This window comes from Cryobacterium sp. Sr3, assembly GCF_004402835.1.
Taxonomy (GTDB): domain Bacteria; phylum Actinomycetota; class Actinomycetes; order Actinomycetales; family Microbacteriaceae; genus Cryobacterium; species Cryobacterium sandaracinum.
In genome coordinates this window covers 31,173-56,288 of record NZ_SOFA01000002.1, presented here as the reverse complement: position 1 = coordinate 56,288, position 25,116 = coordinate 31,173, and the positions used below count along the sequence as shown (strand labels likewise).

The 25,116-nt window shown below is 68.9% G+C and carries 20 protein-coding genes and 2 tRNA genes; 6 read left to right on the top strand and 16 right to left on the bottom strand.

Going from position 1 to position 25,116, the window contains the following annotated elements; genetic code table 11:
- From E3N94_RS00855 to topA, 9 genes are all read right to left on the bottom strand, one after another.
- Positions 1 to 825 (bottom strand): D-alanyl-D-alanine carboxypeptidase (locus E3N94_RS00855; RefSeq protein WP_174776109.1); only part of this gene is annotated, 825 nt, incomplete at its 3' end.
- Positions 826 to 854: 29 nt separating this feature from the next.
- Positions 855 to 3,212, bottom strand: a complete 2,358-nt coding sequence (locus E3N94_RS00850) for an EAL domain-containing protein (RefSeq protein ID WP_206750945.1) — start codon at positions 3,210 to 3,212, stop codon at positions 855 to 857.
- A gap of 266 nt (positions 3,213 to 3,478) precedes the next feature.
- Positions 3,479 to 4,477 (bottom strand): Gfo/Idh/MocA family oxidoreductase, encoded by a 999-nt coding sequence (locus E3N94_RS00845; protein ID WP_104099405.1) that lies wholly within the window; start codon positions 4,475 to 4,477, stop codon positions 3,479 to 3,481.
- Positions 4,478 to 4,946: 469 nt separating this feature from the next.
- Positions 4,947 to 5,022: transfer RNA gene (locus E3N94_RS00840), tRNA-Thr, on the bottom strand.
- 45 nt (positions 5,023 to 5,067) lie between these two features.
- A complete protein-coding gene (locus tag E3N94_RS00835; protein WP_104170792.1) occupies positions 5,068 to 5,706 on the bottom strand; it encodes a TetR family transcriptional regulator in 639 nt (212 codons plus the stop codon).
- Between the two features lie 45 nt (positions 5,707 to 5,751).
- On the bottom strand, positions 5,752 to 7,305 hold the full coding sequence (locus E3N94_RS00830; RefSeq protein WP_241987024.1) for an alpha/beta hydrolase: 1,554 nt from the start codon (positions 7,303 to 7,305) through the stop codon (positions 5,752 to 5,754).
- Positions 7,306 to 7,336: 31 nt separating this feature from the next.
- On the bottom strand, positions 7,337 to 8,500 hold the full coding sequence (locus E3N94_RS00825) for a DNA polymerase III subunit delta' (protein WP_134569619.1): 1,164 nt from the start codon (positions 8,498 to 8,500) through the stop codon (positions 7,337 to 7,339).
- Between the two features lie 319 nt (positions 8,501 to 8,819).
- The gene (gene tmk, locus E3N94_RS00820; RefSeq protein ID WP_233191130.1) at positions 8,820 to 9,476 is read right to left on the bottom strand and encodes a dTMP kinase; all 657 of its coding nucleotides are present in this window, start codon (positions 9,474 to 9,476) and stop codon (positions 8,820 to 8,822) included.
- Positions 9,473 to 12,496, bottom strand: a complete 3,024-nt coding sequence (gene topA, locus E3N94_RS00815) for a type I DNA topoisomerase (RefSeq protein ID WP_104099402.1) — start codon at positions 12,494 to 12,496, stop codon at positions 9,473 to 9,475. The genes tmk and topA overlap by 4 nt, the downstream gene beginning before the upstream one ends.
- A gap of 138 nt (positions 12,497 to 12,634) precedes the next feature.
- Between topA and E3N94_RS00810 the strand changes: the two genes are divergently transcribed.
- Positions 12,635 to 12,874, top strand: a complete 240-nt coding sequence (locus E3N94_RS00810) for a hypothetical protein (RefSeq protein WP_104099401.1) — start codon at positions 12,635 to 12,637, stop codon at positions 12,872 to 12,874.
- Positions 12,875 to 12,908: 34 nt separating this feature from the next.
- Here E3N94_RS00810 and E3N94_RS00805 read toward each other — a convergent pair whose 3' ends face one another.
- The 5 genes from E3N94_RS00805 to E3N94_RS00785 all read right to left on the bottom strand — a co-directional run bounded on the left by E3N94_RS00805 (position 12,909) and on the right by E3N94_RS00785 (position 16,538).
- Entirely contained in the window at positions 12,909 to 13,295 is a 387-nt protein-coding gene (locus tag E3N94_RS00805) for an Rv3654c family TadE-like protein (RefSeq protein ID WP_277870663.1), read from the bottom strand.
- A gap of 56 nt (positions 13,296 to 13,351) precedes the next feature.
- A complete protein-coding gene (locus E3N94_RS16780) occupies positions 13,352 to 13,834 on the bottom strand; it encodes a TadE family protein (RefSeq protein WP_194087965.1) in 483 nt (160 codons plus the stop codon).
- Positions 13,815 to 13,979 (bottom strand): DUF4244 domain-containing protein, encoded by a 165-nt coding sequence (locus E3N94_RS00795; RefSeq protein WP_233191137.1) that lies wholly within the window; start codon positions 13,977 to 13,979, stop codon positions 13,815 to 13,817. Before E3N94_RS00795 ends, E3N94_RS16780 begins: the two co-directional genes overlap by 20 nt.
- Before the next feature lie 367 nt (positions 13,980 to 14,346).
- Positions 14,347 to 15,276, bottom strand: a complete 930-nt coding sequence (locus E3N94_RS00790; protein ID WP_241987022.1) for a type II secretion system F family protein — start codon at positions 15,274 to 15,276, stop codon at positions 14,347 to 14,349.
- A gap of 83 nt (positions 15,277 to 15,359) precedes the next feature.
- On the bottom strand, positions 15,360 to 16,538 hold the full coding sequence (locus E3N94_RS00785; RefSeq protein ID WP_134569617.1) for a TadA family conjugal transfer-associated ATPase: 1,179 nt from the start codon (positions 16,536 to 16,538) through the stop codon (positions 15,360 to 15,362).
- Positions 16,539 to 16,973: 435 nt separating this feature from the next.
- Between E3N94_RS00785 and acs the strand changes: the two genes are divergently transcribed.
- Entirely contained in the window at positions 16,974 to 18,929 is a 1,956-nt protein-coding gene (acs, locus tag E3N94_RS00780; protein ID WP_134569616.1) for an acetate--CoA ligase, read from the top strand.
- 87 nt (positions 18,930 to 19,016) lie between these two features.
- Here the strand turns inward: acs and E3N94_RS00775 are convergent, their stop codons facing one another.
- Complete coding sequence (locus tag E3N94_RS00775; protein ID WP_134569615.1) at positions 19,017 to 19,487, bottom strand: RidA family protein; 471 nt, start codon at positions 19,485 to 19,487, stop codon at positions 19,017 to 19,019.
- A gap of 3 nt (positions 19,488 to 19,490) precedes the next feature.
- On the bottom strand, positions 19,491 to 19,655 hold the full coding sequence (locus E3N94_RS00770; protein WP_134342594.1) for a DUF4177 domain-containing protein: 165 nt from the start codon (positions 19,653 to 19,655) through the stop codon (positions 19,491 to 19,493).
- A 50-nt stretch (positions 19,656 to 19,705) separates the two neighbouring features.
- On the opposite strand from E3N94_RS00770, the gene E3N94_RS00765 reads away from it, so the two are divergent.
- The 4 genes from E3N94_RS00765 (at position 19,706) to E3N94_RS00750 (ending at position 25,010) form a co-directional block, all read left to right on the top strand.
- On the top strand, positions 19,706 to 22,288 hold the full coding sequence (locus tag E3N94_RS00765; RefSeq protein ID WP_134401254.1) for a transglycosylase domain-containing protein: 2,583 nt from the start codon (positions 19,706 to 19,708) through the stop codon (positions 22,286 to 22,288).
- On the top strand, positions 22,285 to 23,268 hold the full coding sequence (locus tag E3N94_RS00760; protein WP_104099394.1) for a metallophosphoesterase: 984 nt from the start codon (positions 22,285 to 22,287) through the stop codon (positions 23,266 to 23,268). The genes E3N94_RS00765 and E3N94_RS00760 overlap by 4 nt, the downstream gene beginning before the upstream one ends.
- Positions 23,269 to 23,348: 80 nt before the next feature.
- Positions 23,349 to 23,422 (top strand) — tRNA-Pro (locus E3N94_RS00755).
- A 118-nt stretch (positions 23,423 to 23,540) separates the two neighbouring features.
- A complete protein-coding gene (locus E3N94_RS00750; protein ID WP_104099393.1) occupies positions 23,541 to 25,010 on the top strand; it encodes a DHA2 family efflux MFS transporter permease subunit in 1,470 nt (489 codons plus the stop codon).
- Positions 25,011 to 25,116 lie beyond the last annotated feature (106 nt).

The following is a 25,116-nucleotide window of genomic DNA, read 5'->3' as shown; positions in this document are numbered from 1 at the left end:
GGTGCCGACGCTGACGCTCACGCCGCCGCCGAGCGCGGCGGCGAAGGCCGCGCCGGCGCGCCCGACGGGGTCGGCGCTGCGGGAAGAGCTCTGACGCGAGGGGTCGTCGCGGTCACCGTCGACCTGCAGGGCGGTCACGTCGGGCATGGAACCGGCGTTGCGTTCCAGTTCATCCCAGCTCGGTTCCCAGCCGGGCCCGCCGAAGAACGAGGCGTCCAGCACGAGGGAGGTGATCGGCGGGTTCGCCGGGTTCGCCCGCCAGGCGGCGAGGGTCTGGCGGGCGAGCTCATCGACGTGGGCTGCGCCGGGGTAGACGGATTCCGTGCCGGTGGGCAGGCGCGTGAGGGTGAGGTCTCCCCCGCCGACCAGCACGACAGACCCCGGTGTGCTGCCGGTGACGACGGTGGTCGTGGCCCGGTAGTCCGGTCCGAGCACCTCAAGGGCGGCGGCGCTGGTCAGCACCTTGAGCACGCTCGCCGTGCGTGAGGAGGTATCGCCGCCGCGGTCGAAGAGCACCTCGCCGGTGCTGGCGTTGATCACCTGGGCCTGGAAATCAGCCAACCGGGGGTCGGCGGCCAGCGCTGAGACCGAACACGTACGCAAGTTTCTGGCATCGGAGGCGGTGGCCGGCACGGGGCGCTCCGAAACGGGTTCCGCGGCCGGCACGTTCACGCTCGCACCGGTGTTCGCGGCGGCGATGGAGGCGGTGGCCGCGGCATCCGGGGCCCGGGTCGACGCCCCGATCAGGACGGCACCCGCGCCCAGCAGCACCGCCACGGTGACGAGGACGGCCGCGAGGCGTTTGCGAGGCTTCGATTCTTCCACCCGTGAACCCTACCCGCCGGGCTTGTGAGTCAGCCTGTGCCTCGTGCCCACGGCGTTGCAACGGCGTTACTGCGGCGTTGCGACGGCGCCCGCGTGGCCGCCGGCGCGTGCCGGGCGGCGAGCCAGGCATCCAGTGCCGCGGCCGGAAGCGGGCGGGACATGTGGAAGCCCTGGGCCTCGTCGCAGCCGTACCGGGTCAGCTCGGCGTAGGCGACGGCGTCCTCGACGCCCTCCGCCACCATGCGCACGCCGAGGCTGTGCGCGAGCGCGATGATCGAGGCCACCAGGGCCGCGGCCCTGGCGTCGTCGGCCATCGGGAACACGAAGGACTTGTCGAGTTTGAGCTCGTCGATCGGCAGGTCCCGGAGGTAGGCGAGGGAGCTGTAGCCGGTGCCGAAATCATCCACGGCAATGCGGATGCCGCTCTCCCGCAGGCGGATCAGGATGTCCCTGGCCCTGGCCCGGTCTTCCATCAGGAACTCTTCGGTGATCTCCAGCATCAGGTCGGCGGCCGACAACCCCCGCACCTGGATCATGGCGGCGATGCGTGCGGGCAGATCGGACTCGATCAGGGTGCTGGGAGACATGTTGACCGCAACGGTCAGCGGTGTTCCCTGCGCACGCCAGACCGCGGCCTGGTCGAGCGCCTTTCCCAGCACGATCCGGGTCAGGTCGCGCATGAGCCCGACGTCTTCGGCCAGGGTCAGAAACACGTCGGGAGGCAGCAGACCCCGGCTCGGGTGCTGCCAGCGCACCAGCGCCTCCACACCGTGCACGTGCCCGGTGGCCAGCTCGATCTTGGGCTGGTAGTGCAGCACGAGTTCGTCCATGGCGAGGGCGCCGCGCAGGTCTTCCATCATCCGCAGCCTGGAGTCGCCGTGATCGTCGTCGGAGCAGACGAAGACGTGGTGCCCGCTGCGGGAGGACTTGGCCTTGTACATGGCCATGTCGGCCTTGCGCAGCAGCACCTTGAGGGTGTCACCCTGGTCGGGGAATAGGGCGATGCCGATGCTGACGTTGGACTCGATCGCGATGCCCTCCAGCGTGAACGGCCGGGCCAGGACCGCCCGCAGCCGCACGGCCGCCGCCACGGCCTCGTCGTGGCCGGCGTCCTGGATCAAAAGCGCGAACTCGTCGCCGCCGAGCCGGGCGAGAAGATCGCCCGGTCGTCGCTGATCGAACAGGCGCGATCCGGCCTGCACCAGCAGCAGATCGCCGACGTCGTGGCCGAGACTGTCGTTCACTTCCTTGAACCGGTCGATATCCAGGAGCAGCAGGGCGCTCCGGTGGCCGTCCCCGGGCACGAGGTGAGCGGATGCCTCGGCGTAGAGGGCGCGCCGGTTCGGCAGCCCGGTCAGGTCGTCGGTGCTCGCCTGGCGGTGAAGGTCGGCCATCCGCCCGATCTGCCGGGAGGCGAGCTGGGTGCGCACGGTCCCGAGCACCAGGGTCACGCCTGCGAGGAGCACGGCGCCTGTGGAGATCTTCACCTGCGTGCCGAGGACGAGCACCGCCATCCCGGCGATCGTGGCTGCCCCGGGCACCGCGAGGGTCCACACGCCGCTCAGGGGGCGCCGGGCGGTGACACCGGGCCGAGCCAGGTCCCACGCCCAGACCGCAATGAGGGTGAGGCCGAGCGCCCAGCCCGCATCCAACGGCTCCCCGAAGGTGTACGTTCCGGCGGAAACCTGGAAGGCGTAGACGGCGTCGGTTGCCGCGAAGATCAGGAGTCCGAGCACCAGCAGGGCCCACCGTCGGCCCACGTCGAGTCCGCGGGCGGCGGCAATCCCCGTGATGACCGACACGAGCAACAGATCGAGCAGAGGGTAGCTGGCGGACACCAGGGCGGCCGGGGAGGGCGGCCAGACACCCGCGGATGCAATCACCGGGCTGAGCAACACGGCCAGCACGGATGCCGCGCCAAGCGACCCAATGGCTCCGTCCACCAGGACCGACCGGGGTATTTCACCACGCTGACGGTGGACCAGGACAGCCAGTCCGGCCAGAATCAGCGGATAGAAAAGCGTGTAACCGATGTCGGCCGGAGACGGAAACGAGAGGGTCGCCGCGCCCGCGAGCAGGTAATAGGTGCTGCCGAGGGTAAAGGCCGTCATCGCGGCCGACACCAGAATCAGCTGCGTGCGGCCGCGCTCCGCGCAGAGCGCGGCTGCCCAGCAGAGCAGGGCCGGGAGCCCCGCAGTGATTAGCGACAAGGAACCGGTGAAAACCGGGCCGAAGGAGGCGAACAGGCCGATCGCGTAACCGATCAGCAGCACCCACATCAGCCACAGGATCCAGCGGCCGAGCCGCGCATGGCGAAGGGAGCGGTCATCGATTCGATCCGCGTGCGCGTTGGCGTGCATCGGATCCCCCGCTCCCGTTGCGTACACGCTAGCCGAGCCGTCATGGGCCGATGGACCAACGCCCCCGAGTACGACCACCCCAAAACGGGGGGTGGCGTCATCCGACGGGCGGAACGAACTCGAGCGGCTCGACGACGGAGCACGCGACCAGCGCGCCGAGGAGCCGCAACGGCCACGTATGGGGGCGGTGAGGCCGGTTCGTGACACCACCACTGGATCCACGCGGCGCCATTCTGCCCCCTCCCGCTCTACTGGTCAGATTATCGACCGGAGCACAGCGCACGGACTCCCGCTTACTCCCCGGGGTACCGCAGGCCGATTTGCGCGCGCACCAGGTCGAGCGTCTCCATGATCGCCACCACTTCCTCGACCGGCAGGATGTCGCTCGAGATCTTGCCGGCCCGGATCAGTTGCTCCGCTTCGGCCGCCTGGTAGTGCATGCCGCGCCCGTTGATCTCGGCGGTGAAGGTCTCGATGACCTCGTTGGCGCTGTTGAGCACCCGGAAGTCCGTGGGCGAGTACCAGACCCGGTCGATGTCGATGCGGCCCAGCGTGCCGAGGATGGTGGCCGTATTCGGGCCGGTGGTGTTGCTGGCCGACAGGGTCTGGGCGATCTGCCCGCCCGCGTAGCGGAAGGTCGTGGCGATCTGCGCGTCGGCGCCGGTGGCCTTGAAGGTGGCGGTCGCGAGGATCGTCTCGGGGCGTCCGAACAGTTCGGACGCGAAGGTGAGCGGGTAGATGCCGAGGTCGAGGAGCGCCCCGCCGCCCAGGTGCATGGCGTTCAGCCGGTGCGCCGGGTCATCCGGCAGGTCCTGGGTGTGATCGGCGATCAGGGTGCGCACGTCGCCGAGGGTGCCCTCGGCGAGGATCTCGCGGATGCGCACCATGTGCGGCAGGAACCGGGTCCACATTCCCTCGAGCACCAGCAGCCCCAGGGTCGCGGCGAGGTCGACGACCTCGCGGGCCTCGGCGCCGTTCAGGGTGATCGGCTTCTCGATCAGAACATGCTTGCCGGCATTCAGGGCGAGCTTGGCGTTCTCGGCGTGAAACGGATGCGGGGTCGAAATGTAGATGATATCGACATCCGGGTCCGCGGCCAGGGCCTCGTAGCTCGGATGAGCCGTGGGAATGCCGAACTCGGCCGCGAAGGCATCCGCCGACGCCTGCGAGCGGGAACCGACCGCCTGCACCTGAAAACCGTTCCGGACGAGGTCGTCCGTGAATGCGTGGGCGATCCCGCCCGTGGCCAGGATTCCCCAGCGAATAGTGTCGGTGCGGGTTGTGTCGGTCATGGGATCAGCCTAGCGATCGCGGGCGGCCGGCGGCCGAGCCCGTCACGACCCGGCGACCTGGTCCGGCGGCCCGGCACCGGGCATCCGTGGGGACAGCACGGTGACTCCGGAGATTTTCGCAACACGCCGCTCGGCCGGGCCGTAGAACCGGCGTTTCCCGAAAATCTCCGCGTTTACGTGACGACGGATGCCCCGGTCGGCTCAGTCAGCCTCAGGTTGCGGGCTCAGTAGGGCGGTATCAGCTCGATGAGCCGCGCCGCGTGCGTGCGTGCGTGCGTGCACTAAGTGGCTTTCCGCGAGGTTGCGGTTGGCGACCACGCGGGTGAGGCGACTTCGGTCGATGAGGCGGTCGATTTCGTCCCGGCCACGAGCCCAACGCCCCTGTACGCGATTCGGGTGACTTCGCGGTGAGCACTTGCGTGCCGGGCGTGCGCGGCACGAGCGAAAGCCACGGCTGCCTGAGTTGAGATGGAGCCGCCTATCAGAATCGAACTGATGACCTTCTCATTACGAGTGAGACGCTCTACCGACTGAGCTAAGGCGGCGTCACGATTATTCCTCTCGGAAAACCTCGGACACAGCTACAAAGTCTAGCTGGTCTTCAGGGTCATCTCGTACAGGTCCGCGAAGGATGCCGCGACGTGCGTGGCCAGGGGGCGGGCCGCGTCGGAGTCGGCCCAGCACCGCCAGGCGTGGCGGAGCGCAGCCACGGCCACCAGGGTGAACAGGAGCGCCCGCTGCTCAAGCTGCGCCGAGCCGGCGCCGAGCTCGGGGTGGTCGACGACGAAGCGCCGGGTGACGATCTCCTGCAGTCGACCCTCGAAGTTGCGCAGGGTGGCCATCCGCATCCCGAACAGGTAGGGATTCTCCTTCATGACCTGACGCCGCAGCTGGTGGATCTCCCGGTCACCCTCGGTGTTCCTGAGGCTGACCGAGAGCAGCGCGGCCAGCTGGGCCAGGATGTCCCCATCGCGGCCGCCGTGCACGAAGGCCTCGATCTGCTCTTCGGACGCGAGGTCGAGTTCGTCGCCGACCAGCGCGGCATCCTTCGAGGGGAAGTAGTTGAAGAAGGTGCGCGGCGACACATCGGCGAGCCGGCTGATGTCCTCGACGGTCACCTTCTCGAGCCCCCGCTCGCAGGAGAGCGTCAACACGGCGCGCTGGATGGCGCGTCGCGTTGCGAGCCGCTTACGTTCGCGTAGGCCCGGTTCCTCGTGGTGCAGCGACATGCCTCAATTCTTACACAGCGCGCAAATCTGCAGCCAGGCGGATGCTCAGCACATCGGGTCTTCGGCCGGCACCGTGCCCTTCAGCAGGTAATCGTCGACGGCCGAGTTCACACAGTCGTTCGATTTGTTGTAGGCGGTGTGCCCTTCGCCGGTGAAGGTGACGAGGTGGCCGCTGGCGAGCTGCTCCGACAGGTTCTCGGCCCACACATAGGGTGTGGCCGGGTCGTTGGTGGTGCCGATGACCAGGATCGGGTCGGCCCCCTCGGCGGCGATCTCGGACCGCTCCCCTTCAAACTGGTAGGGCCAGTTGGCGCAGCCGATGTCGCCGAACGCCATGTACTTGCCGATCGTCGGGGCGGCCTGTTCGATCTCGGCGGCCTGCGCGCGCATCGAGGCGGGATCGTCGTTGTAGCTGTAGTCCACGCAGTTGATTGCCAGAAAGGCCTCGGTCGCGTTGTCGCGGTAGGTGCCGTCGGCGGACCGGCCATTGTAGCCGTCCGCGAACTGGAAGGCCATGTCGGCATCGCCCTGCAGAACGCTCGCGAACATCTCGCTCAGGTTCGGCCACGCGGTGGCCTGGTAGAGCGGGTAGATGATGGCGGTGAGCAGCGTGTTCGCGCCGAGTCGACGGCCGTCGGTGGCCGTGATCGGGCTGACGTCAACCGAGGCGAGCAGGGCTCCGATGGTAGTCATGGCCTCGTCGACGGTGCCATCGAAGGGGCACTCCTCGCCGGCCAGGCAGTCGGCCAGATAGGAGCGCAGCGCGTTCTCGAACCCGGTGGCCTGCACCCGGGTCACATCGGCGTTGCTGGTGGACGGGTCGAGGGCGCCGTCGAGGGCGAGGCGTCCGACCCGCTCGGGGTAGAGGTCCGCGTAGGTCGCACCGAGGAAGGTGCCGTAGGAGTAGCCGAGGAAGTTGAGCTTCTCGTCACCGAGCGCGGCGCGCAGCAGGTCGAGGTCGCGGGCTGCGCTGAGGCTGTCGACGTGTGCGAGCAGGGCGCCGGTATTCTCCTGGCAGGCGGCCCCGAAGTCGACGGCGGCCGTCGACAGCTCCTGGATCCAGGCGTCGCTCCCCCGCACCGCGGCGGGCAAGCCGTAGAGGTACTCGTCCATCTCAGCCGGTTCGTAACAGCTCACCGCCGAGGAACGGCCCACCCCGCGCGGGTCGAAACCGACGACGTCGAAACCGGCCTGCAGCTTCGCATCCGTGGCGTAGTCGAGGGAATCCTTCACGAAGTCGTAACCGGAGCCGCCGGGGCCTCCGGGATTGACCAGCAGGGAACCCACCCGGGTGCCCGTGGCCGGATGCCGCACCAGCGCCAGGTCGACCGTCTCGCCGCTGCCCGGGTCGGCCCAGTCGAGCGGCGCCGAAGCCGTGGTGCACTGCAGGCCGGAGTCGCAGTCCGCCCACTTCAGCACCTGGTCATAGAACGGTTCGAGGTCGGCGTCGACCTTCTCCCCGGTCGGGACCGAGGTGGTCGGCGCCTGCCCCGGCAGGAACAGCGGCACGCAGCCGCTGAGGCCCATGGCGAGCACCAGTGCCAGGGCGGTGGCCCTGGCACGCGCCGACAGGGTGCGCACGCGAGTTCGTCTGGTCAACGGATTCCCCTTTTCTGGGACGTGTTCTCGGTCACCGGCGGATTGCCGATACGAGCATGGCCTCGAGGGCCAGCGCCGGCGCCACGTTCGATTCGATCCGCTGCCGGGCTTGGGCGATCGCGTCCAGGGTGAAGAGCGTGGCGGCGGGCGCACAGACGGTTCCCGCCGCCCGCACCTCCGTGAGGAGTTCCCGGTTGATGACGCTGGTCTCCCGGCCGAGCTGCACCATGATCACGTCGCGGTACAGCGAGGTGAGGTCGACCAGGATGCGGTCGATCCCGTCGCGGAGGCTGCGGGTGGCCCTCCGCTTCTGGTCATCTTCGAGGGCCTTGATCTGGCTGCGCAGGCCGGGCGGGACCGACTGTCCCGGCTCGACGCCCAGGGAGCGCAACACGCCCTCACGCTCGGCGGCGTCGCGCTCGAGCGTGATCGCCTTCGCGTCGTCACCGGCGACGGCGAGCAGCCGGGCCGCCGCATTCACCGCCGCCGACACGCCGCGGATGCCGAGGGCCGCCCGCAGGGTCTCCTCGCGTCGCGCTCGCGCCTCGGGGTTCGTCGCCAGGCGGCGGGCCATGCCGATGTGGCTCTGCGCCTCCCGAGCGGCTCGTTCCGCGGTGGCCCGGTCGACACCGTCCCGGGCCACGAGCAGCTCGGCGACGTCGTCGATGCTCGGCACCCGCAACCGCACCGATCGCACGCGGGACCGGATCGTGGGCAGCAGGTCAGCCTCGCTGGGAGCGCAGAGAATCCACACGGTGCGCTCCGGCGGCTCTTCCAAAGCCTTGAGCAGAACGTTGGAGGTGCGCTCGACCATGCGATCGGCGTCTTCGACCACGACCACCCGGTAACGGCCCACCGACGGTGAGTACTGCGAGCGCTTCACGGCCTCTTTGACCGAGTCCATCTTGATGATGACGCCCTCGGTGGAGAGCACGGTCAGGTCGGGATGCGTCCGGGCGTCGACCAGGCGGCGGGCGCTCTCGTCACCGGCCTCGGTGCCGGGACTGAGCAGCGCGGTCGCGAAGGCGAACGCGAGGTTGGAGCGGCCCGAGCCGGGCGGCCCGGTGATCAGCCAGGCGTGCGTCATGGCCGACCCGGCGCGCGCCTCGGCGTTTCCGTCACTCGGACGTTCGGCCGCCGCGCGGAAGATCGCGATCGCTCTCGCCTGACCCGTCAGGCCATCCCACACAGTCATCGGACCAGAGTACCTTTCGTCGGTGACAGAGGGCTTAGAGCTCGTCCAGCCGGCGCCGTCAGCTGGTTGCGCCCCCGGCAGGGCCCGTCCAGTCGGCGCATTCCGTCCAGCCGGCGCAGCACCGCGCCTGGTGCCGAACCAATTCGACGGAGATTTTGCCGAAAACGGCCGGTTTGGGGCCGATAACGGGGTCCAGGGCCAAAATCTCCGTCGAATTCGCACGGCGCACGGCGCACGGCGAGCCCGCGCGTGAAACGGATGCCGCCGCAGCGGCGGGCCGCCGGGCCGCAGCGGCCTCGGACATCCGTTCACACCATCCCTAGAGCAGCGCGGCGACCCGGTCGCGGATGACGGCGGCGATCTCGGCCACCGGACGCCCGGCGTCCACGACCAGAAACCGCTCCGGCTCGGCGTCGGCCAGGGCGAGGAACGCGGCGCGCACCCGGCGGTGAAAGTCGCTCTTCTCCGCCTCGAGCCGGTCGAAGGGCTTGTTCTCAGCGTCGAGGCGGCCGCGCGCCACGGTCTCGTCGAGGTCGAGCAGCACGGTCAGCGCGGGCAACAGTCCCTCCGCCGCCCAGAGCGACAGATCACGCACCGGGGTGGCGTCGAGCACCCGTCCGGCACCCTGGTAGGCGACGGATGAGTCCAGATAGCGGTCCTGGATCACCACTTCGCCTCGGGCGAGCGCCGGCCGCACCGCGGTCGCGATGTGCTGGGCCCGGTCGGCGGCGTAGAGGAGCGCCTCGGCCCGCGGTGCGATCTCACCGCGGTGGTGCAGCACGATCTCACGGATGGCGCCGCCGACATCCGTTCCGCCGGGCTCGCGGGTGCGCAGCACGGTGCGCCCGCTCTGCCGGAGCCAGTCGGTGAGAAGCTCCGACTGGGTCGTCTTGCCGCTCCCGTCACCACCCTCGAGGGTGATGAACAGCCCGGCAGCGGCGGGACCGGTCACGGCTTCCGGAACTTCTCGGGTCACGACAGCGACGACGCCTGGGTCGCGGCCTTCGCGGCCGCGGTGGCCGCCCGGGTCGCCGCAGCCTTGGCCGCCGTCGCGGCCTTCTGAGCCGGGGTGCGCTGAGCGCGCACCGTCGTGGTGGCACCCGACGGAGTCGGCTTTTTGACGGCCGACTTCCGAGCCGGGGCCTTCCTGACCGCCGTCTTCTTCGCCGGGGCCTTCTTGACCGCCGTCTTCTTGGCCGGGGCCTTCTTCGCCGGCGCCTTCTTGACGGCCGGGCCCTTGGCGCGCTTGTCGGCGAGCAGCTGCACGGCGCGGTCGAAGTCGACCTCCTCCACCGTCTCGGCTTTCGGGATGGTGGCGTTGGTGATGCCGTCGGTGACGTAGGCGCCGAACCGGCCGTCCTTGATCTTGATCGCCTTGCCGCTCTCGGGGTCGGGAGCCTCGAACTCCTTGAGCGCGCTCGACGCCCGCCGGGCGCCGTACTTGGGCTGGGCGTACAGGTCGACCGCACCGGCCAGATCGATCTCGAAGATCTGGTCCTCGCTGGTCAGTGACCGGGTGTCCACGCCCTTCTTGAGATACGGGCCGAACTTGCCGTTCTGGGCCGTGATCTCCGCGCCCGTCTCCGGGTCGAGGCCGACCACGCGCGGCAGGGCGAGCAAATGCAGGGCCGTGTCGAGGTCGATCGTGGCGAGGTCCATGGTCTTGAACAACGAGGCCGTGCGCGGTTTCACCGCGGCGACCTTCTTCGCCGGGGGCTTGCGCTTGGGCTTCGCGGCCGCGGCCGTCGTTTTGGTCGTGGAGGCAGCCTCGGCGGCGGCCGAATCGGCAAGCAGGGTCACCTCGCCGGTGACCGGGTCGATGGTCTCGCCGGGTTCGACGACCTCGACCTCGGGCTCCAGCTCGGTGACGTAGGGGCCGAACCGGCCGTCCTTCGCCACGATCCGCTTGCCGTTCTCCGGGTTCTCGCCGATCACGCGGTCGGTGATGACCGGCGCGTCGATGAGTTCGCGGGCTTTCGCCGGGGTCAGCTCGTCGGGGGCCAGGTTCGGCGGGATGTTCACCCGGCGCGGCGGGGCATCCGGTGCCGCGCCCGGGTCGATGACCTCGAGGTAGGGACCGTACTTGCCGATGCGCAGGGTGATGTCGTCGCCGATGGGCATCGAGTTGATCGAGCGCGCGTCGATCTCGCCGAGGTTGTCGATGACCTGGCGCAGGCCGCGGTGCTTGTCGGAACCGAAGTAGAAGCTGGTCAGCCAGTCCACCCGGTCGGCTTTGCCGTCGGCGATGCGGTCGAGGTCGTCTTCCATCTCGGCGGTGAAGTCGTATTCGACCAGGTCGGAGAAGTACTCCTCGAGCAGGCGAACGACGGAGAAGGCGATCCAGTTGGGCACCAGCGACTGGCCGCGGGGGGTGACGTAGCCGCGCTCGGTGATCGTGGAGATGATCGACGCGTACGTCGAGGGGCGGCCGATGCCGAGCTCCTCGAGCTTCTTCACCAGGCTCGCCTCGGTGTAGCGGGCGGCCGGGGTGGTCTCGTGGCCCTTGGCTTCCACGTCGAGCAGGGTCAGCTTCTGGCCCTCTTCGAGCGGCGGCAGCTTGGACTCGGTGGCGTCGGTGGGTGCGTTGCGCTCCTCGTCACGGGATTCCTCATAGGCCAGCATGAAGCCGCGGAACGTGATCACGGTGCCGCTGGCGGCGAATTCCGCGAGCACCCCGGATGTCGCGGGGTGCGTGGACGTGCCGGTCGGCCCGGCCGCGATGGTCACCGACGCGGTCGAGCCGGTCGCATCCGCCATCTGCGAGGCGACGGTGCGCTTCCAGATCAGGTCATAGAGCTTGAAGTCGTTGCCGCGCAGAGTGGATGCGAGCGCCGAAGGGGTGCGGAATGTGTCGCCGGACGGACGGATCGCCTCGTGCGCCTCCTGAGCGTTCTTGCTCTTGCCCTTGTACAGGCGGGGCTTGTCGGGCACCGTTTCGGGGCCGTAGAGCGCCGCCGCCTGGGTGCGCGCGGCCGTGATCGCCTGCTGCGACAGCGACGGCGAGTCGGTTCGCATATAGGTGATGTACCCGTTTTCGTAGAGCGACTGGGCCACGCTCATGGTCTGGCGGGCGGTGAAGCGCAGCTTGCGGGCCGCCTCCTGCTGCAGGGTCGAGGTGGTGAAGGGCGCGGCCGGGCTACGACGGTAGGGCTTGGCGGTCACCTTCGTCACGGTCAGGGCGACCGATGGTTCCTTGAGGGCGGTGGCCAGGGCGAGGGCGGATGCCTCGTCGAGCGTGACCGCCGTCACCTTGGGTTTCAGCCGGCCGAGGTCGTCGAAGTCGCCGCCGGAGGCGATGCGCTCCCCGCCCAAGCGCACGAGCTTCGACTGGAATGCGGAATCCGCCCGGGACGCGCCGGTAGCAAGCTGGGCGATGAGGTCCCAATAGCCGGCCGACACGAACGCGAGGCGCTCGCGTTCGCGTTCGACGACGAGGCGGGTGGCCGCGGACTGCACGCGGCCGGCGGACAGGCCCGGGCCGACCTTGCGCCAAAGCACGGGGGAAATCTCGTAGCCGTAGATGCGGTCGAGGATGCGCCGGGTCTCCTGCGCGTCGACGAGGGCGGTGTCGAGGTCGCGGGTGTTGTCCTTCGCCTGAAGGATGGCTTCCTTGGTGATTTCGTGGAAGACCATGCGCTTGACCGGCACCTTGGGCTGCAGGACCTGCAGCAGGTGCCAAGCGATGGCCTCGCCTTCGCGGTCCTCATCAGTCGCGAGCAGGAGTTCGTCGGCGTTCTTCATGGCCCGTTTGAGTTCGGCCACGGTCTTCTTCTTCGCGTCGGACACGACGTAATACGGCTCGAAACCGTTTTCCACGTCGACCGAGAACTTGCCGAGCGGACCCTTTTTCAGTTCGGGTGGCAGGTTCTTGGGCTCGATCAAGTCGCGAATATGGCCGACCGAGGACAAGACCTCGTAGCCGTCGCCCAGATACGCGGCGATCGATTTCATCTTCGTCGGCGATTCGACAATGACCAGCTTCTTAGTGCCTGGCACCAGACTCCTCTTTATAGGTACGGGTCCAAGTGGGCCATGGCACACCATACACACTTCAATATGGTGCCTGCCTAATCGACCACGCCGCGCGAGACCATTGGGGGTTGCCAGGCCTGCGCTGGCGGAGACAATTGGAGCATGGCGAATTCAGCGACGGGCACGTACACCGCGAAGCTCACGGACGGCCCCCTCCAAGGCAAGACAGTCACCACCCAGTTCCTGGAATCCGGCGATCCGCGGCCGCGACTCGAGATCCCTGCCGACGGCAACAAGCGCTACCTCTATCTACGCGGCTCCGGCCTCGAATTCGACTCCAGCACATTCCCGGCTCGACCCACCGCCGTGGACTACCGCTACATCGAGGCCCTCTTCGACTGAGCCGCCCGTGGCTTTCGCGCCCGCTGAGACGAAGTCAGCCGGCGGGGCCGCCGGGCGAATCGGGCGGCCCGGCCCATGCCTGCGCGCCCAGCTCGAACCCGAGGTAGCCGCGCACCGCGGTCACCGATGCGATCAATCCCTCCACCGTGCAGACGGTGACGGATGCCCCGTTCAGCCTCGCGGCTTCGGCCGCCGCCGCGCAGGGAATCCCGGCCACGGCGCCCGAGGCGGTGTCGGCGGCGGCGAGCGCCGCGGCATCCGCTGCCCCCTGCACCGCCTGACCGACCACCAGCGCGGCGAACAGCGGCAGCAGCACCGCCGTCAGGAGCATGACCGCGCCCAGCACCCCGACAGCTAGCACCGTACCCGAGCCGCGCTCGGGTGCTGACCAGTGCCGCCGCCGCAGAGCCCGGCGAGTCACGGTCCGCCGCCGCAGAGCCCGGGAAGTCAGCGTCCGGGACCTCCCCCGGCGGGGCCTCACCGGCCACCGCCGAGCGCGCAGGACCCGGCCCGGAGCGTGAGGCCGAAGGCCGCGAAAGCGCCGAACGAGCTCGGTGCGCGCAGGTTCACGCAGACGAACTCACCCCGGCGCTCCGGGGTCATCGAGGCCCCCTGCACCGCCCGCTGCACCAGCCCAGAGGCCCGGTCGACGCTGTCGCCGCGGGAGAGGGACCGGGCGGCATCGGCCGCGGCATCCGTGAGGCGCACCTGCTGGCCGATCACCTGCAGGGCGCCCAGGCAGCAGGCGAGCACGAGCAGTACAGCCGGAACGACCGTCGCGAACTCGGCGGTGACGCTGCCGCGGTCGCGGGGGCGGTCCCTGGGGCCGGGGCGGCGCCGCGCGCGGCTTCGGGCGCTCGGGGCGTCGTCGGAGTGCCCGTCGGAGTGCCCGTCGGAGTTCCCGTCGGAGTGCCCGTCGGAGTGCCCTTCCGGCCGGCGGCTACCCCACGGAAAGCGCATTGCGCACCAGATCGGTCAGGATGCCGCGCACCTCGTCGCCGCGCAGGATGACGATCAACAGGCCGGCGAATCCGACCGCCGCCATCGTTGCGACGGCGTATTCGGCGGTGGCTGCACCCGTCTCGGCGCGCAGGCCGCGCGGCAGCCGGAACCGGTCGGGGCGCGGAAGCCGGGGTGCCGGTGCCGCCTTGCGCAGAGAATCGTGGCCGAGGCCGGGGCCGGTGGTCGCTGCGTCGATCGTGCCGGTGGCGCGCTCGGCGATCAGGTTCCTGGTCAGGTTGGTGACCTCGTCGGTGGCCGGTTCAACGGTCGGTCGCAGGGCCTGACCCCTGGTCGGTTTGGCGGCCTGATCGGTGGTCGGTGTCAGGGCAGAATCGGTGGTCGGTTCGATGGTGGGCATTCGTTCGTCTCCTTCTCGCGTCGGGCGACGCGGTGTGTGGGCGGCACGAGTGGTCTCAGACTGGCGCGGGCGAGGGCGGAACACCGACAGCCGCTCGCTTCGGTGCAGAACTTCAGAAAACGAGCACTGTGGACGAGAGGACGGTCATCAACAGCGGCAGAACTCCGACCAGCATGAATGCGGGCAACACGCACACCCCGAGCGGGATCATGAGCGTGACCGCGAGGGTGGCGGCCCGGTGCTGGCCGTCGCTGCGGGCCTGCCGACGCAGCTGGTCGGCCTCGCTTCGCAACAGCTCCGCGGCGGGAACGCCGGCGCGCACCGACAGAGCGAGCACCCGGTCGATGCTGGCCGCCGAGTCCGCGCGGTGCAGGGCGAACCGCTCTGCCGCCGCGTCGACCAGGGTCCGGGCGCGGTCGACGGAGCCGCCGCCGGTCATGGCGATGGCGGTGAGGTCCAGTTCGAGCCCGGGGGTCGGGTCCCGTGCCCGGGCGGAGTGCACGAGCCGCCGGTTCCAGCGGTCCGCCGCCAGCATGAGGGCGCCGCCGCCGGCGAGGCAGGCCCAGCCGGGTGCGGTGAGGAATAGCGTCTGCAGCGTGTTGAAGCCCAGAAGGCTGCCGAACAGCACACCGACGACCGGCAGGAACGCGACCATCCGTGCCGTGGCGCTCGGGCCGGCGAGCGCCACGGCGAGGTCGGCGTGCAACTGGCCGAGGTCCCGGAAGGATGACGCCAGTTGCCGCAGGCAGGAGGCCAGCGGCGCTCCGGCCTGGGTGGCCACCTGCCAGGCCGCGGCGAGGCCCAGCCAGGCGGCGCCGATCTGGCCGCCGAGTGCGCGGGCCTCGGCGGCCACGGCGTCGGCGATGTTGTTGCCGCGGCGCCCGGCGTCGGCCGCCGCCCGGATGATCTGTGCCCCCGAAGAGGGCGGTGTCGGCGACAGAGACTTTTCGCCGACGGGGTGCGAAGCGACGGGTTCGAGGTAGGCCCACGCGGATGCCGGGGAGACGCCGGCGGCGAGGAGAACCGCGATGCGTTGGGTCACCTGCGCCACCTCCTCGATGGCCGGGCTGGGCGGACCGTGCCGCCGTTTCACGCCGAGCCACGTGCCGAGTCTCGTGCCGACTCTCATTCCGACTCTCCAGTCTCGGCGGGCGCGGCGGCCCGCCGCCCGTGTGTGCGGACCGGTCTGGGCGGGCCGGACTCCCCCGGGGCCCAGCGGTTCCCCGGGGCCGCGGCGATCACCAGCAGGCGATCCCGGGCGTCCAGCACGAACCGGCCAAGCGGAGCGAGCCGGCGGCGGCCCTCGCGGCGCTCGAGGTGCAGCACCAGCCCGATCGCGCTCACCGCCTGCCGCGCCACCGCTTCCGGACTCAGTCCGGCGAGAGCGCCGAGGGCCTCGAGTCGGGCCGGAACGTCGTGCAGGGAGTTCGCGTGCAGGGTGCCGGCGCCGCCGTCGTGGCCGGTGTTGAGCGCGGCCAGCAGCTCCCGGATCTCGGCACCGCGGCATTCGCCGAGCACCAGCCGGTCGGGGCGCATCCGTAACGCCTCGCGCAGGAGACTCTCCAGGCCGATCCGGCCGGCACCCTCGAGGTTCGGCTGCCGTGCCTCGAGCGCCACGACATGCGGGTGGTCTATGCGCAGTTCGGCGACGTCCTCGATGGCCACGATGCGTTCCCCAGGCGGCGCCTCGCCCAGCAGCGCCGCGAGCAGGGTGGTCTTGCCGCTGCCGGCGGCTCCCGTGATGAGCAGGTTCTCGCGCCGGTGCACGGCCACGCGCAGCCGGTCGGCGACGGCGACGGATGCCTCCCCCACCCCGAACAGACCCCCGGCGGCGAGCGTGGCGAGGCTCAGCCGCTCGGCGCGAGGCAGCCGGATGGACAGCAGCGTGCCCGTGCTCGACGCCGGCGGCAGCACCGCATGCACCCGGATGCCGTCGGACAGCCGCACATCGACGCAGGGGCTGGCCTCGTCGATGTGGCGCCCGCCGAGGGCGATCAGGCGCACCGCCAATTCCCGCACAGCCGGTTCCGGGCAGCTCCACTGCGGGGCGTGCAGCAGTCCGTGGCCGGCATCCACCCACAGCCCGGCGGCGCCGTTGACGAACAGATCGGTGACCTCGCCGTCGGCGGCGAATTCGGCGAGCGGGCCGAGCACGAACACGTCGAGGGGCCGGATCGCCGGCAGCACACCGGGGCTGAGCGCACCGGGCGGCCGGGCATCCGTGCGGCGGTCGGGAGCACCGTTGGTAGGGCGGGCAGGCACGGACCTGCCATATGACGGGACGGCGACGAACGGCTCGGGCATGCCCCGACGTTAGATCGGCGGTGGGAGCGCATCCGGCCCCTGCGCCGGATCGAGGAGAACCCGGGCCGACCGCCGGCTGGGGAGGACCGGGACGCACCACCGCGAAAAACCACTGGTTAAAAAGGGGGGCGGCACCTATTGGGGGGAACAGGTGCCGCCTCGGCAGTGCGCTGATTGGGGGGAACCAGACACACCGCAGGTCAAAACTTTCGTTCAGACAAAAACAAATGTACAAGGGGAATTACAGATGCGCAAGTCCCCCGTGTCCTCATAAATGAGGACACAGAACCCGGGTGCCTGATGAGGCCACAATTGGGGGTGGGAACTCGCCGCAATTCCGCGCAACCTGGGCGACACATGTCGCCGTGTAGGGTTCAGGAGGGGCTGGTTTACGCGCCCGATACACGCAGCGCATCGCAAAGGAGCGACATACGTATGAGCGTCAAGATCGATAACCTTCTCCATGAATCCCGCAGATTCCCGCCGACACCGGAGTTTGCCGCACAATCCATTGCGAAGCCGCAGATCTATCAGGACGCCGCGGACGACCGTTTGAAATTCTGGGCTGATCAGGCCCGCGAGCTTCTGCACTGGCATAAGCCGTTCACAAAAACCCTGGACTGGACCAATCCACCGTTCGCCAAATGGTTCGAAGACGGCGAATTGAACGTGGCCTGGAACTGCCTCGACCGGCACGTGCTGGCCGGCAACGGCGACCGGGTCGCGCTGCACTTCGAGGGTGAGCCGGGAGACTCCCGCGACATCACATATGCCGAGCTCACTGCCGAAGTGAAGCGTGCTGCGAATGTGCTGACAAAACTCGGCGTGAATGCCGGGGACCGCGTCGCGATCTACCTGCCGATGATCCCGGAGGCCGTCATCTCGATGCTCGCCGTGGCCCGCATCGGCGCCGTGCACTCGGTCATCTTCGGCGGTTTCAGCGCCGAAAGCCTCCGTTCGCGCATCGATGACGCCAGCGCCGTGCTCGTGATCACCGCCGACGGCGGTTACCGCAAGGGCAAGGCGTCCGCTCTCAAGCCGGCCGTCGACGCGGCTCTGGAGGGCGGCGAGACCACCGTGCGCAACGTGCTCGTGGTCAAGCGCACCGACGGCTTCGTGGAGTGGTTCGACCGCGACCTGTGGTGGCACGACGAGCTCGCCTCGGTCGCGGGAGAGCATGAGGCGCTGGGCTTCCCGGCCGAGAACCCGCTGTTCATCCTTTACACGTCCGGCACCACCGGCAAGCCCAAGGGCATCCTGCACACCACCGGTGGCTACCTCACGCAGGTGGCGTTCACCCACAAGAACGTGTTCGACATGCACCCCGAGACTGATGTCTACTGGTGCACCGCCGACGTCGGCTGGATCACCGGCCACAGCTACGTGGTCTACGGCCCGCTCGCCAACGGCGCCACCCAGGTGCTCTTCGAGGGCACCCCGGACACCCCGCACCCCGGCCGGTGGTGGGAAATCGTTGAGAAGTACAAGGTGAGCATCCTGTACACGGCGCCCACGGCCATCCGCACCTTCATGAAGCTGGGTCGCCAGATCCCGCAGGGCTTCGACCTGACCAGCCTGCGCCTGCTCGGTTCGGTGGGCGAGCCCATCAACCCGGAGGCGTGGATGTGGTATCGCGAGGTCATCGGCGGCAATGTCGCGCCGGTGGTCGACACCTGGTGGCAGACCGAGACCGGCGCGATCATGATTTCCGCCCTGCCCGGCGTGACGACGACCAAGCCCGGCTCGGCGCAGAGCCCGATCCCCGGTGTCGTGATCGATGTGCTCGACGACGAGGGAAACCACGTGGGCCGAGACAACGGTGGCCTGCTCGTGGTGACCGAACCGTGGCCGTCGATGCTGCGCGGCATCTGGGGTGACCCGGAGCGCTTCAAGGAGACGTACTGGGAGAAGTTTGGATCGGAGAACCCGCGCTACTTCGCCGGTGATGGCGCCCGCCTCGACCGTGACGGTGAGATCTGGCTGCTCGGCCGGGTCGACGACGTGATGAACGTGTCGGGGCACCGTCTGTCCACGGCCGAGATCGAGTCGTCGCTGGTGGCGCACCCGATGACCGCCGAGGCGGCCGTGGTCGGCGCGCATGACGACACGACCGGCCAGGCGGTGGTGGCGTTCGTCATCATCAAGTACAGCCACCTGGAGGAGTCCTCGCACGCGGACATCCAGGCCGTGCTGCGGGCGCACGTGTCCCAGCAAATCGGTGCCATCGCGAGGCCCCGCCAGATCTTCATCGTGAGCGAGCTGCCGAAGACGCGCTCGGGCAAGATCATCCGGCGTCTGCTGCAGGATGTCGCGGAGGGCCGCGAGGTCGGCGACACCACCACCCTCGCTGACACCTCGGTGATGACGGCGATCATGTCCACCCTGAAGTAACCAGCGTCTAACCAATTCGTTCGGGCACGCACCCGAGTAGACACACGAAAGCGGGCAGGCCCAGTGGGCCTGCCCGCTTTCTGGGGCTCAGGCGAAGGAGACGATGAGCTCCAGCTCGACCGGGGAATCCAGCGGCAGCACAGCGACGCCGACGGCCGAGCGGGCATGCACGCCCCGGTCGCCGAAGATCTCGCCGAGCACCTGGGAGGCACCGTTGACGACACCGGGCTGGCCGGTGAACGACGGGTCGGATGCGACGAAGCCGGTGACCTTGACGACCTGCGTCACTCGGTCCAGCGATCCGATCGCGGCCTGGATGGCGGCAAGCCCGTTGAGCGCGCACTGCCGGGCGTAGTCCTGGGCGTCGGCGGCCGGCACGAGTCCGTGGCCGTCGCCGACCTTGCCGGTGGCCGGCAGCGCCCCCGAGATCATCGGCAGCTGACCGCTGGTGAACACCAGCGAGCCGGAGACCACGGCCGGCACATAGCTGGCCACGGGAGGCACGACGCTCGGCAGCTCGATGCCGAGCTCGGCCAGTCGGGCAGCGATCTGCGCCACGCCTCAGGCTCCTTCGGTGGCGACGGGGCGCTTGAGGTAGGCGACAAGCCCACCCTCGGGTCCGGGAACGACCTGCACGAGCTCCCAGCCCTCCGAGCCCCAGTTGTTCAAAATGGCAGCTGTGTTGTGAATCATCAGCGGCGTCGTAAGGTACTCCCAGGCAGGCATAAGGCTCCGATTCAGGCGGTTATTCAGATTTGTCACTTAGTCTCAATAGTATGTCTGCCAAAAATCGTACGGTCAGTGGAGCGCTCGGCGGGTTCCTCGGTTTCGTCGGGATGAGCGCCGTGGCCGGCGTCCTCGTCGCCGCCGCTGTCACCCCCGCTCTGGCCCTCTCCGGCATGACAGCCACGAACACGATCAACATGTTCGAGAGCCTCCCCGACTACCTCGCGATCGACCAGCTGGCGCAGAAGAGCAACATCTACGCGACCAACGCCGACGGCAGCCCCCTGCTTTTGGCCTCGTTCTACGATCAGAACCGGGTGGAAGTCGAGTGGGACGCGATCAGCCCGTTCGTGAAGGATGCCGTGATCGCGGGCGAGGACCCCCGCTTCTATGAGCATGGCGGCATCGACCTCGAGGGCACCGTCAAGGGCGTCGTGAGCACCGTGGCCACCGGCACCGCACGCGGCGGCTCCTCGATCACCCAGCAGTACGTGAAAAACGTGCAGGTGCAGAAGTGCGAGGCTCTGGCCGACGAAAAGAAGCGCATGAGCTGCTACGACACGGCCACGGAGACCACCCCCGACCGCAAGCTCAAGGAGATGCGCCTCGCCATCGGCGTGGAGAAGCAGTACGCGAAAGACGACATCCTTCGCCAGTACCTGAACATCGCCGGTTTCGGCGGCACGGTCTACGGCATTGAATCGGCCGCCAACTATTACTACAACACCACCGCCGCGGGCCTGTCACTGGCGCAGGCGGCGAGCCTGGTGGCGATCGTGAACAACCCGGTCAAGTTCCAGCTCGACAACCCGGAGAGCGAAACCAACGGCGTCGCCAACGGGTATGCCGCCAACAAGGAACGCCGCGACTACATCCTGGGCGAGATGCTCAAGTACCAGAAGATCACCCAGGAAGACCACGACGCCGCCCTGGCCACCGTGATCGAGCCCACCATCACGGAACCCAGCACCGGGTGTGCGACAGCCGGCGGCAGCGCCTACTTCTGCGACCTGGTCGTCAACACCCTGCGGAACGACCCCTCCTTCGGTGAAGACGAAGTCACCCGCATGGCCAACTTCCGTCGTGGCGGCTACGAGATCTACACCACGCTCGACCTCGACCTGCAGAACGCCGCCGAGACCACCATGAAGAAGCACGTGCCGAAGCAGTACGGGGACTGGGACGTGGGCGGTGTGATCACCAGCGTCGAGGTGGGCACCGGCCGAGTGTTGGCCATGACCCAGAACAAGGATTACAGCCAGGACCCGGCCGTGACCGAGAACAATAATGACTACACGGGCATCAACTACAACACCAACTCCAACGAGGGCGGCTCGCTCGGGTTCCAGCCCGGCTCGACCTACAAGGTCTTCACCCTCGCCGAGTGGCTGACCCAGGGGCACACGCTCAACGAGCGCGTCGACTCCCGCCGCAAGAGCGACTGGGGCGTGTTCAAGAACAGCTGTGAGGGCAACCAGAGCTATGTCTTCAACCCCAAGAACGACGCGAACGAGCCCGGCACCAACTACAGCGCGCTGCAGTCGACGATCGACTCCATCAACACCGGCTTCATCGGCATGGCGAAGAAGCTGGACCAGTGCGGCATCGCCACGATGGCCAACTCCTTCGGAGTGGGCCGCGCCGACCTGAAGCCTCTCGAACAAGGTCCCTCGGCCGTGCTCGGCACGAACGAGGTCGCGCCGCTCAGCATGGCCATCGCCTTCGCCGGCATCGCCAACAACGGCGTCAGCTGCAGCCCGATCGTGATCGACCGGATCGTCGGCGGCGACGGCGTCGACATGACCCCGCCGCAGACCAAGTGCACCCAGGCGGTCACCCCTGAGGTCGACGCCGGCATGACGTATGCCATGCAAAAGGTGATGACCGAAGGCTCGGGACGCGCGTCGAATTCCGCGACCTCCCCGAAGGTGCCGATGATCGGCAAGACCGGAACCACCGACGGCAACAAGGACACCTGGATGAGCGGCGCGAGCACCAAGGTCGCCACGGTGATCGGCGTCGTCAGCGTCACCGGCGACATCAACCAGCGTCTCGTCCGCGACTGGGAGGGCGGCACGGCTGCCACCGCCCGTCACCGCATGTGGCCGGAGGTGATGAGCGTCGCGAACGCGAAGTACGGCGGAGACGCCTTCGCCGAGGCATCCAACAAGGTGCTGCAGGCCGTTCAGATTCCGGTCCCCGACCTGCGCGGCAAGTCGATGAGCGAAGCCGCCTCCACCCTGACCTCGGCCGGCTTCGACGTGGTCGACGGCGGTGTGACCGACTCCGAGATGCCCGCCGGCACCGTGGCCCGCACCGACCCGGCCGGCGGCAGCAGCGCCAGCCGCGGCTCGACCGTGACCGTCTACTCCAGCAATGGCGCGCTCAAGATCGTGCCCGATGTCGTGGGCAAGACCGAGGCCGAAGCTACCTCCACCCTGGCGGGCTTCGGCATCGTCAAGCAGGAGCAGGACGTCACCGACCCGAAGCAGGTCGGCACGGTGCTCTCCATGACACCGACCGCCGGCTCCGGCGCCGCGGCGGGCAGCTCCGTCACGATCGTGGTCGGCAAGCTTGCCGCCGGCGCGAAGCCCGACGCGAAACCCGACGCGAACGGCGGGGGCAACGGATGACCCGCGCCAACTCCGCAGGCACCTCCCTGGCCGTCAGCGCCGGGGTGGTAGCCGCGGCCGGAGTCGTCGCGTTCGCCTGGGGCTCTCTCGTGGAGCGCCGCATGTTCACCCTCCGCGAGGTTCTCGTCCCGGTGCTCGCGCCGGGATCCGCCCCGATCAAGGTGCTGCACCTCTCCGACCTGCACATGGCACCGTGGCAGCGGGATAAACAGGACTGGGTGCGCGGCTTGGCCGACCTCGCACCGGACCTGATCGTGAACACGGGCGACAACCTCGGTCACGCCGACGGCATTTCCGGGATCGAGTATGCCCTCGAACCGTTCCGCGGCATTCCGGGCATCTTCGTCAACGGGTCGAACGACTACTACGGGCCGCAGTTGAAGAACCCGATGCGGTACTTCCGTGCCCCGTCGACGCTTCGCTCGGCGTTTCACGAGAAGCTCGACATCGCCCACCTGCACCGGGTGTTCGGCGACCTCGGCTGGATCGACCTCGACAACGCAGCGGCCGCGCTCGACATCAACGGCACCCACCTGGAGCTGTTCGGGGTGGATGACCCGCACATCGGGCTCGACCGCCTCGACCTGATCACCCGGGCGATCGACGACCTGCGCGCGAACGACCCGTTGTCGGAGGAGCACTGGCCCGACCCCGAGGAGGCGACCCCGCCGCGGTCGACGCTCACGGTGGGCGTCGCCCACGCGCCCTACCAGCGGGTGCTCAACTCGTTCGTCAACCATGGTGCCCAGCTGATCCTGGCCGGGCACACGCACGGCGGGCAGGTGTGCGTTCCCCGGTACGGCGCCCTCGTCACCAACTGCGACATCCCACGCAAGCAGGTCAAGGGCCTCAGCCTCTGGGACTCCGGACTGCACACCTCGTACCTGAACGTGTCCGCGGGGCTCGGCACGTCGATCTACGCGCCGGTGCGGTTCGCCTGCGCGCCGGAGGCGACCCTGCTCACGCTGACGGCGGCGTAGCGGGGGTATCGGCAGGCTCGGCACCGGATGGTCGTGGTAGGGCATCCGGGGGGTTATACTTGTCAAGGCTTACGGGCCATCGGGGTATGGCGCAGCTTGGTAGCGCGCGTCGTTCGGGACGACGAGGTCGCAGGTTCAAATCCTGTTACCCCGACAGATATGCAAAACCCTCACTCTTCGGAGTGGGGGTTTTTGTAGTTGGTGTTTGGTAGTTGGTGTTTGGTGTTGGTGCGGCCGGGCCGGCGCGGCCAGAAGCGCGAGAGGATCATGTCATGACCGATTCCAGCCCGGGTCTCCCCGCACCTGTCGCTATCCCACGGCATGCCTGGCAGGCCCTGATCGTGCTGCTGGCCGGCATGTTCATGGCGCTGCTCGACACCACGATCGTGAATGTGGCGCTTCCGACCATCCGTACCAGCCTGGATGCCTCGGAGGCCACCCTCTCCTGGATCATCTCCGGCTACGCGCTCGCCTTCGGGATCGCGCTGATCCCGGCCGGGCGGCTCGGCGACCGCATCGGCCACAAGTGGGTCTTCTTCACCGGTCTGCTGCTGTTCACCCTGGCCAGCCTCGCCTGCGGGCTCGCGCAGAACGATCTGCAGCTGATCATCGCCCGGGTCGTGCAGGGGCTTGCCGGCGGCATGTTCGTGCCGGCCGTGACCGCTGTGATCCAGCTTCTGTTCCCGCCCATCACCCGCGGCAAGGCGTTCGCGATCATGGGCACGGTGATCGGCGTATCCACGGCGCTCGGCCCGATCATCGGCGGCCTGATCATCGAGGCCTTCGGCGACGAGAACGGATGGCGCCTGGTCTTCTGGGTCAACCTGCCGATCGGCATCGTCGCCCTCGTCGCGGCGGCGATCCTGTTGCCGGCCGGCTCCGAACGTGCCCCGGGCACCCCGAGCGGCGGCATCGACTGGGTGGGCCTGCTGCTGATCTCCGGCGGGCTCGTGGCGCTGCTCGTTCCCCTGATCGAGGGCGAGGACCAGGGCTGGCCGCTCTGGACCTACCTGACCCTGGCGGCGGGGGCGCTGTTGATTGTGGCATTCGGCTTCTGGGAGGTGGCGTACACCCGGTGGGGCAAGAGCCCGCTGGTGCCGCCGCGGCTGTTCCGGCATCCGGCGTTCACCGGCGGCATCGTGCTCGCCCTGGTCTACTTCGCCGCGTTCACCAGCATCTTCTTCACCATTTCGATCCTCTGGCAGGCCGGCCTCGGGCACACCGCCCTCGAGTCGGGGCTGGTATCGATCCCGTTCGCGATCGGAACCATCATCGGCGCCTCGCAGAGCAACCGGCTGGCGCAGCGGCTCGGCCGCACCGTGCTGATCATCGGCGTGTCCTTGGTCACCATCGGCCTGGTCTGGGTCTGGCTCGCCCTGCTCCTGATCGGCCCGGCGATCACCAACTGGGAGCTGCTGCCGCCGCTGCTGATCGCGGGTCTCGGCAGCGGATTCTTCATCGCGCCGAACGCCCAGTTCATCGTGGCGACCGTGGACCGCTCCGAGGCCGGTGCGGCCAGCGGCGTGGTCGGCGTGATGCAGCGGGTCGGCAGCGCCGTGGGCATAGCCGTGATCGGCAGCGTCTTCTTCGGCACGCTGGTCGTGGCCGGCCCCGGTGCGGAGGCCGTCGCCGCCGGCTTCACCGACAGCGCCACCGCGGCGATGGGCGTGAGCGCCGCGTTCAGCGTGCTGGCACTGCTGCTCGTCTTCGTGCTGCCGAAGCGGGTGTCGGCCGGGCGGTAGGGGCTCGGTTTTCGTCGTGAGGGTGCCTGTTCCGGTCGAGAGCGCCCGCTTTACCGGTCACTCTCGACCGGAATGGAAGTGGTCGGCGGTGGGCATCCTTCGGCTC

Coding starts and splice junctions, on each gene's coding strand:
- E3N94_RS00825 (WP_134569619.1), bottom strand. CDS start 8,500: ATGACTGTGTGGGATGGCCTGACGGGTCAGGCGAGAGCGATCGCGATC.
- E3N94_RS00835 (WP_104170792.1), bottom strand. CDS start 5,706: ATGTCGCTGCACCACGAGGAACCGGGCCTACGCGAACGTAAGCGGCTC.
- E3N94_RS00750 (WP_104099393.1), top strand. CDS start 23,541: ATGACCGATTCCAGCCCGGGTCTCCCCGCACCTGTCGCTATCCCACGG.
- E3N94_RS00785 (WP_134569617.1), bottom strand. CDS start 16,538: ATGCCCGAGCCGTTCGTCGCCGTCCCGTCATATGGCAGGTCCGTGCCT.
- E3N94_RS16780 (WP_194087965.1), bottom strand. CDS start 13,834: ATGCGCTTTCCGTGGGGTAGCCGCCGGCCGGAAGGGCACTCCGACGGG.
- E3N94_RS00765 (WP_134401254.1), top strand. CDS start 19,706: ATGTCTGCCAAAAATCGTACGGTCAGTGGAGCGCTCGGCGGGTTCCTC.
- E3N94_RS00810 (WP_104099401.1), top strand. CDS start 12,635: ATGGCGAATTCAGCGACGGGCACGTACACCGCGAAGCTCACGGACGGC.
- E3N94_RS00770 (WP_134342594.1), bottom strand. CDS start 19,655: ATGCCTGCCTGGGAGTACCTTACGACGCCGCTGATGATTCACAACACA.
- E3N94_RS00845 (WP_104099405.1), bottom strand. CDS start 4,477: ATGACCGACACAACCCGCACCGACACTATTCGCTGGGGAATCCTGGCC.
- acs (WP_134569616.1), top strand. CDS start 16,974: ATGAGCGTCAAGATCGATAACCTTCTCCATGAATCCCGCAGATTCCCG.
- E3N94_RS00760 (WP_104099394.1), top strand. CDS start 22,285: ATGACCCGCGCCAACTCCGCAGGCACCTCCCTGGCCGTCAGCGCCGGG.